The sequence below is a fragment of the Stenotrophomonas sp. FW305-3-2-15-E-LB1 genome (assembly GCF_058787375.1).
On record NZ_JBYSZR010000049.1, the window covers coordinates 1 to 15,549 of the forward strand.

A 15,549-nucleotide genomic window follows, 5' to 3' on the forward strand; every position below is an offset into this window, starting at 1 on the left:
GCGCAGGGGCGTGAGCCGCATGGATGCGGCGACCGAGCTTACATGGACGTACTTGCAGCGTCCCCTGCGCAGCCCACCCGCCCGGCCCACCTCGCAAGGCCAGTCGACTAACAGTCGACTCTACCGACCCGCCAGCCACGAGGGGCTGCGCCGTTGGCTGGAACCTCAGTACCGCTTGATCCCCGGTACCGTGCACCCTTCAATCTGCGAATGCGCCGACACCGCATTCTCCTTCTCGCCGCGCGCCAGGCGGGACTGCTCGATCGTCGCCCAGTGCCGGCGGCACAGCGGGCCCGTCTTCGACCCCAGGTCCACCGCCTTGCGCGCGAAGGCCTCCGCCTCGGCCCACTGGCCCTGCAGCAGCGCGATCTCCGCGCGTTCCTGCAGCACCGCCGGGTCGCCGGCCACGATCTGCAACGCCTGGTCCAGGCTGCCCGCGGCCGCTGCCAGATCGTTGCCCTGGCGCTGGGCCAGCGCGGTCTGGCGCAGGTCTTCCACCTGCGGATCACGCAGCGGCTGCACCGACAGTTCCTTGTCGTCCGGGCCCGCGGCCGCTTCCACGGCGGCCAGGCGCTGCGCCGGCGTGGTCGTGACCACCGGCTTGGCGGCCGGCGGCGGGCTGCTCACGCAGGCGGCCAGCGCCAGGCTCAGGCCGGTCACGGCCAGCAGCGGATACAGGGAACGAAGGGTCATCGGCATCACCGGCTGGGAGGAGGAGTGGCGGTGGCAGGCGCTGCCGCCGGCTCGGCCGGCGGTTCCTGCTTGCGGTCCAGGCCGAACCAGCTGCGCCAGCCGCCGCCTTCGCTCTCGCCTCCCTGCTCCTCCGGCAATGCGGCCGGGGCGCAGGGCGCGTAGGCCGGCGCGTAGCCGACCACGAACGGGAAACGACGGGCGTCGGGGCAGCCTTCATCGGTGCTGTTGGTACCGGTGCCAGCCACCGACTGCCAGTCCAGGCCCTTGTTGCTGACCTTCAGCGGCGCACTCGGCAGGCGCTGGAAGATGCCCGACCAGACCCGCATCGAGCCGGTGGCGCCGTACAGGCCAGCCTGCTCGTTCTGGTCGTTGCCCATCCAGATCACCGCCAGGTGGTCGCCGGTGTAACCGGCATACCAGCTGTCGCGGCCATCGTTGGTGGTACCGGTCTTGCCGGCCGGCTGCAGGCGGCCCAGGCCATCGGCGTTCAGGCGCTGCGCGGTGCCGCTGGCCACCACCTGCTGCAGGCCGATGCTGATCAGGTTGGCGGCAATCGAATCGCCTTCCTGGGCCGGTGCCGGGGTCTTGTCATAGCGCTTGAGCAGCTTGCCCTGCGGATCAAGCACGCCACGCACGGCATGCAGCGGCTGGATCTCGCCGCCGGAGGCCAGGAACTGGTACAGCTGGGCCATCGCATACGGGCTCTGGTCGGTCGAGCCGAGGATCACCGCCGGATTGGGATCGGCCTTGATGCCGGCCAGCACGTGGATCAGCTGGGTCACCCGCTCCGGGCCCACGTCCATGCCCACGCGCACCGTGGCCTGGTTGTAGGAATGGGCCAGCGCATCGATCAGGCGCACCGTGCCGTGGCTGCGGTTGTCCGCGTTGCCCGGGCTCCAGTTGCGGCCGCGGCCGAGCTGCACCGTCACCGGCGAGTCGTCCACCCAGCTGGCCAGCGAATAGCGGTTGGGCTGGGCCAGGGCCAGCAGGTACACGAACGGCTTCAGCAGCGAGCCCACCGGGCGCTGTGCCTCGATCGCGCGGTTGAAGCCGACTTCGGATACCTCGCGGCTGCCGATCACCGCCACCACGTCGCCGTTGTGCACGTCGGTCATCACCAGGCCGGCCTGCAGCTCGGGGCGACGCTTGCTTTCCAGCGACTTGATGGTGCGGGTCACCGCGCCTTCCGCGTAGGCCTGCGCGGACGGCGACATGCCGGACATCACGCTCAGGCCGGCGCCCTGCAGGGCCGATTCGGGGTAGTCATGACCAAGCTGGCGGCGCACCAGGTCGACGTAGGCCGGGAAGCGGTTGGCCGCCACCAGGCCCGGGCTCTTGGGTACGCCCAGCGGTGCTTTCAACGCACGCTGGTACTCGGCGTCGTCGATCAGCGTTGCTTCGTGCAGCTTGCCCAGCACGAAGTTGCGGCGGTCGGTCGCCCGTTCCGGGTTGCGTCGCGGATCGTAGTAGGACGGGCCCTTGACCAGGCCGATCAGCAGCGCGATGTGCTCGGTGTCCAGCGAGGACAGGTCGCGGCCGAACCAGAACTCGGCGCCGGAAGACATGCCGTGGATCGCCTGGCTGCCGCGCTGGCCCAGGTACACCTGGTTCAGGTATGCCTCGAAAATGGTGCGCTTGTCGTAGCGCGCTTCCATGATCAGCGCATACAGCACTTCATTGAACTTGCGGGTGAGGGTCTGCTCCTTGCCGATGCCGAGCAGGCCGCTGCGGGCAAGCTGCTGGGTGAGCGTGGATGCGCCCTGGCGGCTCTGGCCACCGGAACGGATGGTCACCCACACCGCACGCGCGATGCCGGACAGGTCGATGCCGTGATGGCGGTTGAAGTCCTTGTCCTCCACCGCCTGCAGGCCGGTCACCAGCAGGTCCGGCGCTTCGTTCATGCGGATCAGGCGGCGCTCTTCCTGCTTCTGCCCGTACAGCGTGGCGATGCGGGCCGGATCGAGGCGGGCCGCTTTCAGCGCCTTGCGCGAATCGGCATCACGCAGCGAGGCGATGCTGCCACCGGACAGCGACAGTTCCACCCGCTTGGCGGCGACGTGGCCATCGACATCGTTGTAGCCGCGGCTGGAGATGGTGAAGCGCCCGCCCTGCACCGCGTAGGTGGCCGGGTCCTTGCCCTGTCCATCATCACGGTAGGCCGAGGCGGCCAGTTCGGTCTTCAGCGTGGCCGCGTCCATGGCCTTGCCGGGCACCAGCACCAGCGGGCGCGCGTAGACACGGGTCGGAATCTGCCAGCGCAGCTCGCCGAAACGCTGGGTGACCTGCTGGTTCAGGTACAGCGTATAGGGGATCAGGAAACCCAGTCCCAGCGCGACTGCCGCCATGGTCCAGGTGATCAGCCGGCGGCGCCACAGCGGTCCGGAGTCCTGCAGGTCGTCGTCGGAATCGTCGATGTCGTCGGAATCGTAGCGTCGGGGCACGGGAATGCGGGAATGTAGGGTCAGGCGAGTCTACCCCAGCCCTTCCCGCAGGAAAGGTCTGGAATCGGGCCTGTTCAGCGACTGCCCGGTGGCAGCCCGCCCGTCACGCCCCGCACGCCGTCCCACAGGCCCTTCAACATGAACCGCAGTCGAACCCGGCGCGGGGCCAGGAACAGGCCATTGCCCACCAGCTTCAGCAGCAGCCGCGGAATGTCCTGGGCGATCCATACGCGCGGGGTGTAGGCGCGGGCGTACAGCAGCACCCGGTTGCGCATGATGAAGTACAGCCTGAACGGCTTGTGCACGATCACCCCGTCCGCCTTCGCGCGCGAAGGCAGCAGCTCCTCGCCGATGCTGTGGCTCATCTGCGCGTCGCAGATGCCGTACAGCGCATAGCCGGCGCGCTTGGCGCGGAAACACCAGTCCATGTCGAGGTTGTCGATGAACAGCCCCTCGTCCATCGGGCCGATGGCCTGCAGCGCCTTCATCGGCACCAGCGAGCCGGAGGTGATGAGGAAGTCGCACGACACGCGCTGCCCCGGACCACCGCGCAGCTTGTGGTTGAGCGGAAAGCCGAAACGCACGAACGGTGCCAGCACGCCACTGCGCGAATCGCGGAACTGCGGCCCGACCGCAGCCACCGGCCCGGCCTGCGCCAGCTCGATCAGCGCCGTCCACAACACATCGACCATGCCCGGCGCCAGCACACTGTCCTGGTCCATCAACAGCACGTGGTCGAAGCCCAGTGCGTCGGCCGTTTCGTACGCGCGGTTCAGCGCGCAGCCGAGCCCTACGTTGCGGGGCGACGCCACCAGGGTGACGCCGGCCCTGTCGCCCAGGATCGCGGTGACATCGACATCGCCACTGCCATTGTCGAACACGACCAGGTGGCCGACCTGCTGCAGCACGCTGTCGACCACGCGCTGCAACAGCACCGGGTCCGGTCCGTAAGTGACGATCACTGCACAGACGCGGGACGCGTCGGTGGCGGACAGGCTCGTAGGTGATTGCTGGATCATCGGGCCCACCGCATCGCCGGCACCATGCTCCAGCCGACAGTTACTTCAGACGCTACGCGGGACATGGCCAGACGGGGGAAGTTGGAGCCGCTGGACTATACCCGACTCCCCTCCACGGCGCAGGGTCAGCGCCGCCAGGATTCCGCCCCTACCTGCCGCAGGCGCTGTTCGAACGCGGCCAGTTCCGGCAGGTCCGGCTGCAGCTGGCGTACCTGGGCCACGGCGGCCTCGGCGAAGGCCACATCGCCGCGGCCCAGGCGCTCGCTGCCGATGGCCAGCCAGCGCTGCGCCAGCCGCACCCGTGCCGACGGCAGGCCCGGTGCGGTCGGCGCCAGCGTCTGCCACGCCTGCAGGCAGGCGCCCGCAGCCTGTACCCGGTTCTGCCGCAGGTTGTCATCGAAACACTGCCGGCTGGCCGGCAACAGGCGCGCCGCGGCCGCCCTGACGCGGGCATCGCGCGGGGCCAGTGACTGCGCCTCGCGCAGTGCGTCGAACGCGCTGTGCCCGGGCGGGCTGATCCAGCGCCCTTCGCGCTCGGCGCGGTCGATCTGGCGCAGGCGGTCGCGCAGCTGCCGCTCGCGCTGGGCCGCGCTCAAGGTGGGTTGCTGCTGCGCCTGCCGGGCCTGCTGCGCACGCTGGATGCGCTGCGCGGCCTGCTGCACGGCCGCCTGCGATGCACCCAGCGCAGCGGCCCGCGCACGGTCGGCCTCGGCCGCTTCGAACTGGAAGTCGGCAGCGTGGCGCTGGCTGCGCGCCAGCAGTGCCTGCGCACTCTGCTCGCGGCCGCGCAGCGCATTGGGATCATCGGCCGCCACCGCCAGCACCGCCTCGAAGGCGTCGGCCGCGGCCTCCAGCTTCTGTTGTTTCAGCGCGCGCTGGCCCTGCCGCAGGCGCTGATCCAGCGCTCGTGCCAGCGCTTCCTGGCTGGCCGGCAGATCGCTGTGCCCGGCATCAAACTGTCGCGCCCGCTGCAGCAGCGCCGCGGCCTGCGCCAGCTCGCCGCGTGCGGCCAGCGCCCGTGCACGCTGCAGCAGGTCACTCAGCGCATCCTCACGCCCTTCCAGCGCCGGCAGGTTGTCCGGCTGCAGGGCCAGGATGCGCTGGAACAACGGCAGTGCGCTGCTGTCGCCGTCATCCAGGCGGCCGGCCGCGAAGGCATTGCGCGCCTGTGCCAGCAATGCGCCGATACCGGCACCTGCACTGCGCCGTGCCTGCAGCTGCTGCGCCACGGCATCGGCCTGGCCCTGCGGCACCTGCAGTTCGCGGGCCAGGGCCAGCGCCTTTGCACTGCCGTCCAGGTCATCGGCCTGCAGCCGCTCGCCGGCCTGCCGCAATGCCGCCGCCCCCGTGCGTGCCAGGCCCTGTCGCGCCTGCAGGCGGTCACCATCGAGGGCCAGCGCGGCCTGGTAGCGTTCGCGTGCGCCGCTGCCGTCGTCGGCGCTCAAGCGCCCCGCAGCCAGCGCACGGTCGCCCTCGGCCAGCAGCTGTTCGATCTGCGGCTCGTCCCAGAACCAGTCCGCCAGCGGCCTGCGCAGCAGCACCAGCGCCACGAACACCACCACTGCCGCCAGCAATGCCCAGCGCCAGACCCGGCGCGCATGGCGCGCCTGCAGCCACCACCAGCGCCCCTCGCGGCGAACGCGGTCCAGCGCGGGGTGGTCGGCGCCGTGGCGGCGATGCAGGGGCTCGCGTTCCATGCGTGCAGGGTAGTCGGGGCAGCGTGAAGCTCAGCCCAGACGACGCGCCTCGCTCACGCCCGGCAGTGCATCCAGCTTGCCCAGCAGGTTCGACAGCTGGCCGTAATCGGTCACCTTCAGGCGCAGGCGCAGGTGCGCGCGGCCGCTGTTGCGCACGTTGTCGCTGTGGATGTCGAGCACGTACGCGTCTTCCTGTGCGATCAGGTTGGTGATGTCCTTCAGCAGCCAGCGGCGGTCGACCGCGCTGACCACCACGTCCACTTCGTAGCCGCCGCCGGCCTGGCCCCATTCCACCGGCAGGATGCGCTGCGGGCTGGCGGCGGCAAGCCGTGCCAGCGCCGCGCAGTCTGCACGATGCACGGTGACACCCCGGCTACGGGTCAGGTAGCCGACGATGGGCTCGCCCGCCACCGGCTGGCAGCAGCGCGCCAACTGCACCAGCAGGTTGCCCACGCCCTGCACGGTGAACTTGGAATTGCCCAGCTTCTCGCGGCGCGCGGTCGGCCGCGGCAGGGTCGGCGCAGGCGCCGGCTGGCTGGCCGCACGCTCGGCTTCCAGCAGCGCGCGGCTGACCTGGTTGGGGCCGGTATCGCCCAGCGCCACCTGGATGTACAGGTCGTCGATGCTGTCGGCATGGAACTTCTTCGCTGCCGCTGCCAGGTCCGAATGCTGCAGGCCCAGCCGCTTCAGCTCGCGCTCCAGCAGCTCGCGGCCGGCCTGCACGTTGCGTGCGCGGTCAAGCTTGTGGAACCAGCTGCGCACCTTTTCGCGCGAGCGGTTGCTGGCCAGGAAGCCCAGTGCCGGCATCAGCCAGTCACGGCGGGGATCGGCCTCCTTGCCGGTCAGGATCTCCACGCGGTCGCCGCTACGCAGGCGGTAGGTGAGCGGCACGATGCGGCCATTGACCTTGGCGCCCCGGCAGCGGTGGCCCACCATGGTGTGCACCTGGTAGGCGAAATCGAGCGGCGTGGCGCCCTGCGGCAGGTCCAGCACCTCATCCTTGGGGCTCAGCGCGTAGACCCGGTCTTCGGTCAGCTCGGCATCCAGCGCGCCGGCCAGTTCGTTGCCCTGCCCCTCCTGCGCCTGCTCCAGCAGCTGCCGCATCCAGGTGATCTTGCGGTCAAAGGCTTTTTCCGCGCCCTTGCTGCCTTCCTTGTACTTCCAGTGCGCGGCCACGCCCAGCTCGGCCTGCGCGTGCATGTCATGGGTGCGGATCTGCACTTCAATGGTGCGCCCTTCCGGGCCGACCACGGCGGTATGCAGCGAACGGTAGTCGTTGGCCTTGGGGCGGGCGATGTAGTCATCGAACTCGCTGGGCACCGGTGCCCACAGTGCGTGCACCACGCCCAGCGCGGCGTAGCAGGCGGCCACATCGTCCACCATCACCCGCACCGCACGGATGTCGTACAGCTGGTCGAAGGCCAGCCGCTTCTTCTGCATCTTCCGCCAGATGCTGTAGATGTGCTTGGGGCGCCCGCTCACTTCAGCGTGGATGCCCTGCGCGGCCAGTTCGCGCGACAGCGTCTTCTTGACGTGCTCGACGTAGCGTTCGCGGGCGATGCGCGTTTCGTCCACTTCGCGCGCGATGCGGCGGTAGGTGTCCGGCTCCAGGTGGCGGAACGCCAGGTCCTCCAGCTCCCACTTCAACTGCCAGATACCCAGGCGGTTGGCCAGCGGGGCATGGATGTCACGGGTCAGCTGGGCCAGCGCGCGGCGCTGCTCCTCATCCAGCTTGTCGGCCGCACGCATGCGCGCCAGCTGGCGGGCCAGCAGGATCGGCACCACCCGCAGGTCGTGGATGATGGCCAGCAGCAACCGGCGCAGGCCTTCGCTGTTGCGCCCGGCTTCTCGGCCGGCATGCAGTGCCCAGACCGGATCGGCCGCGTCCTGGCCGTCCAGCAGGCCGGCCACCGCGGCCTTGTGGCTGCCCAGCGGCAGCGCGTCCAGGTGCGCGCGCAGGCCCGGCAGGTCGAACAGCAGGGCGGCCAGCACCGCGCCTTCGTCGGCCGACAGCAGGGCCAGTGCGTCCAGCGTATCGGCCAATATCGACAGGCTGCTGCCACGCATCTCATGCGAGGTATCGGCAGCGTCCCACCACTGCAGCAGGGCTTCGCGCAGCGGCGCGGGCAGCACCGCTGCCGAGGGACGGTTCAACAAGGCTTCCAGGCCGGGGGCAGACGCGCGGTTCACAGCATCGGACATCAAAGACAGAGGGCTCTACGGTAACGCTCCGCCCGTTCAGGAACAATCGCCAGCGCCTTCATCGACGCTCATGTGTTCATGCCGGCGCACGCCCGTGGCGGCGGGCGCGGCGCCCTGCTTCCTGACTGGATGGTTCAGACAACCACGCCGGGTTTACAAACGGCTGGGCATGGTCGAGCCCGTTGCGGTGGTGTGCCGCAGCGTGCCTGCGGGGAGTGCCGATGTCGTGGATGGAAAACGTTTCACTCGTCACGCTGCTGTTCAACTTCGCCTTCTTCTATCCGGTCGTGATGGCCTTTTTTTGGATGGTCGGTGGCATCTACTACTACCTGCGCCGCGAACGCGGTGCGCCGCTCCCTGACGCGCCCCCGCCACTGCGCAGCCAACCGCCGGTCAGCGTGCTGGTGCCCTGCTTCAACGAGGCGCGGCACATCGCAGACACGATCCACGCGATCGCCGCCCAGATCTACCCGCGGCTGGAAATCATCGCCATCAACGATGGCAGCAGCGATGACAGCGCCACCGTGCTGGAGAGCCTGCTGCCGCAGTTCCCGAACCTGCGCGTGGTGCACCTGGAACAGAACCAGGGCAAGGCCAACGCGCTGCGCATCGGTGCACTGGCCGCGCGTTCGGAATACCTGGTCTGCGTGGATGCCGATGTGCTGCTGGACCCGCATGCCACGCGCTGGATGGTGGGCCACCTGATCGATGGGCCGCGGGTTGGCGCGGTCACCGGCAACCCGCGCGTACGCAACCGCACCACCCTGCTGGCCCGCATGCAGGTGGGCGAGTTCTCGGCCATCATCGGCCTGATCAAGCGCGCCCAGCGCGTCTACGGCCGGCTGTTCACCCTGTCCGGTGCCATCTGCGCGTTCCGCCGCACCGCGCTGCACCGGGTGGGCTTCTGGAACGACCGCATGGTCACCGAAGACATCGACATCTCCTGGCGCCTGCAACTGGATGGCTGGGACATCCGCTACGAACCCAGCGCGCTGTGCTGGGTGCTGATGCCTGAAACCCTGCGCGGCCTGTGGCGGCAGCGCCTGCGCTGGGCACGTGGCGGCGTGGAAGTCCTGCTGCAGCACGGGCGCAGGGTGCTGTCGTGGCGGCGGCGGCGGATGTGGGGCGTACTGCTGGAATACGCCCTGAGCCTGGCCTGGGCCTACACCATGCTGGTCATCGTGCTGCTGTGGCTGCTCGGCAAGGTGGTGCCCCTGCCCCGCGCGCTCTACGTGGATACGCTGCTGCCGCGCTGGCACGGCGTCGTGCTGGCCCTGGTGTGCCTGCTGCAGTTCGGCACCAGCCTGCTGATCGAACACCGCTACGAACGCGGCCTGGCGCGCCAGTTCTACTGGGTCATCTGGTATCCGCTGGCCTTCTGGACCATCGGCATGGCCGCCGCCGTGGTGGCGCTGCCGCGCACCTTGCTCTCCTGGCGGCAGCAACGCCGCGCACGCTGGATCAGTCCGGACCGGGGGGTGTCATGACGCCGCCTCCGGTGATCGTGCGGCCGGAACGGCTGGCACGCCAGCAACGCGCCCTGCAGCGCGCCGCCACCCTGCTGGCGTGGTCGGCCTACGCCTGGCTGTGGGTGCCGCTGGTCACGCTGGTCGCCTGGGTCCTGGGCCTGCAGGCGGGCTGGGACCGGCTGTACCTGCAGCGCAACGCGGTCGACCCCTTCATTCTCGCCGCGCTGCCGATCATCGCGCTGCTGTGCGGGCTGCTGCTGATCGGCTGGGCCGAATACAACCGTGCCCGTTTCACCGACGCCGACCGCCGCCTGCGCCGCTCGGACGTGGCCGACGCGGCAGTGCGGGAACGGCTGCAGGCCCCCGCCCAGGTGATGCATACCCTGCGCCGGCACCGGGTGGTGACCGTGCGCATGGATGAGCAGGCGCGGCCGGTGAAAGCCTGGCGGACACCGCGTGGGCCGTAGGGCAGGTGCCGCCTGGCGTGGCCTGCTCTACACTCGGGCCACCTCCAGGAGAAACGCCATGTCCCTGCGCCTGCTGCGCCCGCTCTGCGTCGCCCTTGTTCTGTGTACTGCCGCGATGCCGGCCCTGGCCCAACGGGTTGTCGATGGCGACCTGCAGGCACAGATGACCCAGGCTGAGTTCAAGGCCGCCGGCCTGGACAAGCTCAGTGCCACCGAACTGGCCACGCTCAACCGCTGGCTGCAGGGCAAGGTCGAAGCGGCCACCACCCAGGCCGTGGCCGCCGTGCGCGAAGTCGCGCGCGAAGAGGGCCGCCAGGAAGTGATCGTCAAGAACCGTGGGTTCTTCGATTTCGGCAGCAATGAACCGGTCACCGGCGTGCTGCAGGGCGAGTTCCGCGGCTTCGGCAAGGGCCGCATCTACACCCTGGACAACGGCCAGGTGTGGGAACAGACCGATGCCACCAGCCTGAGCGGCGTGCGCCGCACGTCGCCCAAGGTCAGCATCTCGCCCGGCATGATGGGCGTGTGGTACATGAAGGTGGAAGGCGTGAACACCCAGGCCAAGGTGCGCCGCACCAAATAACATCGTGACCTTGCTGTAGAGCCGAGCCCACGCTCGGCTGATTGCGATGCATCGAAAGGCAGCCGAGCGTGGGCTCGGCTCTACAGGTCAGGATTCACGCCTGGCGCAGCGCGGTCACCCGCTGTGCCAGTTTCTTGGCCGAGATGCCGGTGCGCGCACCCAGTTCCTGCGCGAACAGCGATACCCGCAGCTCTTCCAGGTCCCAGCGCAGCGCCTGCCATTGCGGGCGCTCACGCAGGCCCTGCTCATCACCGGCACGCAGGGCGTCCAGGAACGGATGCAGTTCCAGCATGCGCGCCTGGTCGCGTGGCGGATCGCGCTTGGCGCGTTCAGTGCGCAGGATCATCGCCTTCAGGTAGCGCGGGTACTGCGCCAACGCGTCGGCCGGGGTATCGCGCAGGAAGCCGGGATGGATCAGGCCCACCAGCTGCGCTTCCATGTCGTCCAGGTTGCCACGCGCCCAGCCCATCAGCGGTGCTTCCAGCAGCGGCTTCAGTTCCGCCACCAGCGCCAGGATCGTCTCGGCCAGCTTCAGCCGCGACATCGCCTCGCCGAACAGCGCCTTGGCCGCGTGGTCGCGACGCTGCTCGAACGCCGCCGCATCGCGGATGTCCTCCAGCCCTTCGGCCAGCACGGCGTTCATCGCCGCATCAACGAGGTCGCCACGCAGGCGTTCCTGCGATTCGATGGCCGCATACAGCAGGCCGGTCTTGGGCGCGACCGGCAGCTGCTTGCGCGCCTGCTTCACTTTCTCCGCCAGGGCGATCTCCAGCAGACGGCGCACGCCCAGCGGATGGGCCTCCTGTGCCTGCTGGCGGTCGGCGAAGATGCGCAGCGCCACGCTGTCACCCTCGTCCAGCAGCGCCGGATAGGCCGGCACGCCGGCTTCGCCCGGTACCTGAAGCGGAATCGGCGTGGCCGGGAACGTGCGCAGCCCATCGGCCGCCATCTCGCGGCCGGCGCGCGCAGCAAAGGCATCACCGGCACGGCCACCGAACGTCGCACGCAGCGCATCGAGGTCACGCGAGGTCGCCAGCACCTTGCCGTGCTCATCGCGCAGGCGCAGGTTCATGTGCAGGTGCGGCTCGATCGAACCGGGCTCGAAATCAAGCGCGGTCACCGTCGCGCCGGTCGCGCGTGACAGGAAGCGCGCCAGTTCACCGCTGATGGCATCGGCGCTGGGCTGCGGGAACGCCTCGAAGAAGGCGCGGCCGAAATCCGGTGCCGGCACGTAGTTGCGGCGCATCGCCTTGGGCAGGCTGCGGATCAGCGCCGAGGCCTTGTCTGCCACGAAGCCCGGCGCCAGCCAGCCCAGCTGCACCGGGTCCAGTGCATTGAGCAGGTGCAGCGGCACGTCCAGGGTCACGCCGTCGTCGTCGGCGCCCGGCTCGAAGCGGTAATGCAGCGGCAGGCGCGCCTGTCCCAGCGGCAGGTACTTGGGGTAACGCTCCTGCTCGCTGCCTTCGCCGGGCAGCAGGTCGACCAGCGACCAGTGCAGCGTCCTGCGCTGTTCCGGCGGCAGTGCTTTCCACCAGGTATCCAGGCCAGCGGCCGAATGGATCTGCGGCGGCACCCGGTCCAGGTACCAGCGCGCCTGCCAGTCCTCGTCGGCGACGATGCCGGCACGGCGCAGCTTGGCCTCTTCCTCGCGGGCCAGTTCCAGCACCTTCTGGTTGTCAGCCACGAAACTGGCGCGGGTGTTGATCTCGCCGGTCACCAGCGCCTGCCGCACGAAGATGTCGTGCGCTTCGCCGGGCTCGATGCGCCCGTAGTGCACCGGCTTCTTCGGTGCCAGCACCAGGCCGAACAGGCTGATCTGCTCGGACGCCAGCACCTGGCCCTGCGCGCGCGACCAGTGCGGGTCGAAGTGCTTGCGCAGCAGCAGGTGCGGCAGCTCGGCGATCACCCAGTCCGGCTCGATCGCAGCCAGGGTCATGCCCCACACCTTCTGTGTATCCAGCAGGTTGGCCACCAGCAGCCACGGCGGCGGACGCTTGGACAACGTCGAGCCCGGGAACGGCAGGAAGCGGCGCTGGCGCGGGGCCTGGAAATCGCCCTTCTCGGTGCGATGGCCGATCTGCGTCGGCAGGCCTGCCACCAGTGCGCGGTGCAGGGTCTGGTAGGCGGCCGCACGTACGCGTTCGCTGAAACCGCCCCCGGCGGGGGCCTGTTCCTTCTGTGCGCGCACGGCCACCGGGGCCGGCGCGGTTTCGGCCTTGCCTTCGCGGGCCAGGCGCGCGGCGCGGTGCAACTGGCCACGGGTGGCCTTCACCGCCGCCGCATCGTCACGCGCCGGTGCCGGCGCACTGCTGCCGGCCAGCAACGGTGCCATCGAGGCATCGCTGGTTTCTTCCTTCCAGCCCAGTTCTTCGCAGAGCAGGCGCAGCTGGCGGTGCAGCTCGCGCCATTCGCGCATGCGCAGGAAACCGAGGAAGTGGCGCCCGCACCAGTCGCGCAGCTTGGATTGGGTCAGGTCTTCGTGGGCCTGCCGGTAGGCATCCCACAGCCGCAGCACACCGACGAATTCGGAGCGGCCATCGGCGAACTGCGCATGCGCGCTGTCGGCCGCACCGCGGGCCTCGGGCGGGCGCTCGCGCGGGTCCTGGATGCCCAGGAACGAGGCGATCACCAGCATCGGCCGCAGGCAGCCGGCAGCCTGCGCGGCCACCAGCATGCGCGCCAGCTTCACGTCCACCGGCAGGCGTGCCATCTGCTTGCCGATGGTGGTCATGCGTCGCTCGGCATCGATCGCGCCCAGCTCGGTCAGCTGCTGCCAACCGTCGGCCACCGCACGTTCGTCCGGCGCTTCCAGGAACGGGAAGTCCTCGATGCGGCCCAGGCCCAGCTGCAGCATGCGCAGGATCACCCCGGCCAGGCTGGAGCGGCGGATTTCCGGATCGGTGAACTCCGGCCGGGCCTGGAAATCAGCCTCGGCGTACAGGCGGTAGCAGATGCCCTCGGCGATACGCCCGCAGCGGCCCTTGCGCTGGTTGGCGCTGGCCTGCGAGATCGGCTCGATGTGCAGGCGGTCCAGCTTGTTGCGCGGGCTGTAGCGCTTGACGCGGGCAAAGCCCGGGTCGACCACGTACCGGATGCGCGGCACCGTCAGCGAGGTTTCCGCCACATTCGTGGCCAGCACGATGCGCCGGTTCGGGCCGGGGTTGAACACCCGGTCCTGGTCCTGGTTGGACAACCGCGCGTACAGCGGCAGCACCTCGGTGTTGCGGTACTTGCGCCGCTCCAGCGACTGGTGCGCGTCGCGGATCTCGCGTTCGCCGGGCAGGAAGATCAGCACGTCGCCGCGCGAATCCAGGCGGGTGATCTCGTCGATGGCCGACACGATGGCATCGTTGACGGTGCGCTCGCCCTGGTCTTCGCCCTCGCCTTCCAGCGCGCGGTAGCGCACTTCCACCGGGAAGGTGCGGCCTTCCACGCTGATCACCGGCGCATTGTCGAAATGCTGGGCGAAGCGTTCGGTGTCGATGGTGGCCGAGGTGACGATCAGCTTCAGGTCCGGGCGCTTGCGCAGCAGCTGCTTCAGGTAGCCCAGCAGGAAGTCGATGTTGAGGCTGCGTTCGTGCGCCTCGTCGACGATGATCGTGTCGTAGTTCGACAACCAGCGGTCACTGGCGATTTCCGCCAGCAGGATGCCGTCGGTCATGAACTTGATACGGCTGTCTTCGCTGACCTTGTCGTTGAAGCGCACCTGGTAGCCGACCAGCTGGCCCAGCTCGCTCTGCAGTTCCTGCGCCACGCGGCTGGCCACTGCACGTGCGGCAATCCGTCGCGGCTGGGTGCAGCCGATCATGCCGGCCTGGCCCCGGCCCGCGGCCAGGCACAGTTTCGGCAGCTGGGTGGTCTTGCCCGAGCCGGTTTCGCCGGCAATCACCACCACCTGGTGGTCGCGGATCAGGCCGATGATCGCCTCGGCTTCACGCGCAATCGGCAGCTGCGGGTCCAGAGTAATGGCCGGCTGCTGTTGCGCCCGTACCTGCCGGCGCTGCACCGACGCCTGCAAGGCCTGCTCGAAGGTAGCGGCCAGCGCCGCATCCTGCGGCTTGGCCTGGCAACGCGAGAGCATTCCCAGCAAACGGCCCCGGTCGCGGCTCATGGCGCCGTCAATGGCGGCGCGCTGTTGGCGCAGGCGGGGCGGCGGATTTTTATCGATAGCGTTCATCAATCGGTTCGTTCAAAACTTTGAAAGCGACCAGTCATCGAGACTGATTTACTGTGAAGGCCAACGATTCCACAAGGAGGAACCCCATGGCGAAGACCAAGAGCACGACCAAGCCCAAGACCGGCAAGCAGAAGCTTGCAGCGGCGGCACCGTCGGCACCCAACATCGATATCGGGATCACCCAGGGCGACCGCAAGAAGATCGCCGACGGTCTGTCGCGGTTCCAGGCTGACGCGTTCACGCTCTACCTGAAGACCCACAACTTCCACTGGAACGTGACCGGTTCGATGTTCAACTCGCTGCACACGATGTTCGAGACGCAGTACACCGAGCAGTGGGCGGCGCTGGACGACGTGGCCGAGCGTATCCGTGCGCTGGGTTTCAATGCCCCGGGCTCCTACCGGGAATTTGCTGCGCTGACCTCGATCGCCGAGGAGCCGGGCCTGACCGACAGTGCGGACTGGCGGGAAATGGTACGCCAGTTGGTGGTCGCCAACGAAGCGGTCTGCCGTACGGCGCGTGAAGTGCTGGATGTGGCGGACGACGCCGACGACGCCCCGACCGAGGATCTGATGACCCAGCGCCTGCAGACCCACGAGAAGTACGCCTGGATGCTGCGCTCGCTGCTCCAGTAAGGGTTGAGGGGCGTTTCGGCAGGGCTTGCAGCCCTGCACCTGCTTCAAGCCAGAGCGAAAGCAACTGCAGAAGCTGGTTTTCTGAGGGTTGGCGGGGTGGGTCCGGTTGAGGGGGACGCCGTAAACCCGTCCATGGGGGCTTGGTCGCGGCATCCATGCCGCTCAC

Annotated in this window: 10 protein-coding genes; 4 read left to right on the plus strand and 6 right to left on the minus strand. The window is 69.1% G+C overall.

Translation table 11 applies throughout. The annotated features are described in order from the left end of the window. Nucleotides 1-165: 165 nt before the first annotated feature. The 5 genes from AC3WL7_RS20950 to AC3WL7_RS20970 form a co-directional block, all read right to left on the minus strand. A complete protein-coding gene (locus AC3WL7_RS20950; protein WP_492752948.1) occupies nt 166-699 on the minus strand; it encodes a hypothetical protein in 534 nt (177 codons plus the stop codon). Then, nucleotides 699-3,134, minus strand: coding sequence for a penicillin-binding protein 1B (gene mrcB, locus AC3WL7_RS20955; RefSeq protein ID WP_079222869.1), 2,436 nt, complete (start codon nt 3,132-3,134; stop codon nt 699-701). The genes AC3WL7_RS20950 and mrcB overlap by 1 nt, the downstream gene beginning before the upstream one ends. Nucleotides 3,135-3,208: 74 nt before the next feature. Then, complete coding sequence (locus AC3WL7_RS20960; protein WP_492752950.1) at nt 3,209-4,153, minus strand: glycosyltransferase family 2 protein; 945 nt, start codon at nt 4,151-4,153, stop codon at nt 3,209-3,211. 125 nt (nt 4,154-4,278) lie between these two features. Continuing rightward, the gene (locus AC3WL7_RS20965; protein WP_492752951.1) at nt 4,279-5,850 is read right to left on the minus strand and encodes a hypothetical protein; all 1,572 of its coding nucleotides are present in this window, start codon (nt 5,848-5,850) and stop codon (nt 4,279-4,281) included. A 30-nt stretch (nt 5,851-5,880) separates the two neighbouring features. Next, nucleotides 5,881-8,040 carry a RelA/SpoT family protein gene (locus AC3WL7_RS20970; protein ID WP_492752957.1) on the minus strand — a complete coding sequence of 720 codons (2,160 nt, stop codon included), beginning with the start codon at nt 8,038-8,040 and terminating at the stop codon, nt 5,881-5,883. A gap of 242 nt (nt 8,041-8,282) precedes the next feature. Here AC3WL7_RS20970 and pgaC point away from each other — a divergent pair, with 242 nt between their 5' ends. From pgaC to AC3WL7_RS20985, 3 genes are read left to right on the plus strand one after another with little or no spacing between them, the layout of a single operon-like run. Continuing rightward, a complete protein-coding gene (pgaC, locus tag AC3WL7_RS20975; RefSeq protein ID WP_492752959.1) occupies nt 8,283-9,539 on the plus strand; it encodes a poly-beta-1,6-N-acetyl-D-glucosamine synthase in 1,257 nt (418 codons plus the stop codon). After that, on the plus strand, nt 9,536-9,988 hold the full coding sequence (pgaD, locus tag AC3WL7_RS20980; RefSeq protein ID WP_492752953.1) for a poly-beta-1,6-N-acetyl-D-glucosamine biosynthesis protein PgaD: 453 nt from the start codon (nt 9,536-9,538) through the stop codon (nt 9,986-9,988). The genes pgaC and pgaD overlap by 4 nt, the downstream gene beginning before the upstream one ends. 58 nt (nt 9,989-10,046) lie before the next feature. Further along, nucleotides 10,047-10,571 carry a hypothetical protein gene (locus AC3WL7_RS20985; RefSeq protein WP_492752954.1) on the plus strand — a complete coding sequence of 175 codons (525 nt, stop codon included), beginning with the start codon at nt 10,047-10,049 and terminating at the stop codon, nt 10,569-10,571. Between the two features lie 94 nt (nt 10,572-10,665). Here AC3WL7_RS20985 and hrpA read toward each other — a convergent pair whose 3' ends face one another. Continuing rightward, complete coding sequence (gene hrpA, locus AC3WL7_RS20990; protein WP_492752955.1) at nt 10,666-14,748, minus strand: ATP-dependent RNA helicase HrpA; 4,083 nt, start codon at nt 14,746-14,748, stop codon at nt 10,666-10,668. An 86-nt stretch (nt 14,749-14,834) separates the two neighbouring features. On the opposite strand from hrpA, the gene AC3WL7_RS20995 reads away from it, so the two are divergent. Further along, nucleotides 14,835-15,383: a Dps family protein gene (locus AC3WL7_RS20995; protein WP_079222875.1), complete on the plus strand. Its 549-nt coding sequence runs from the start codon at nt 14,835-14,837 to the stop codon at nt 15,381-15,383. Nucleotides 15,384-15,549: the final 166 nt, after the last annotated feature.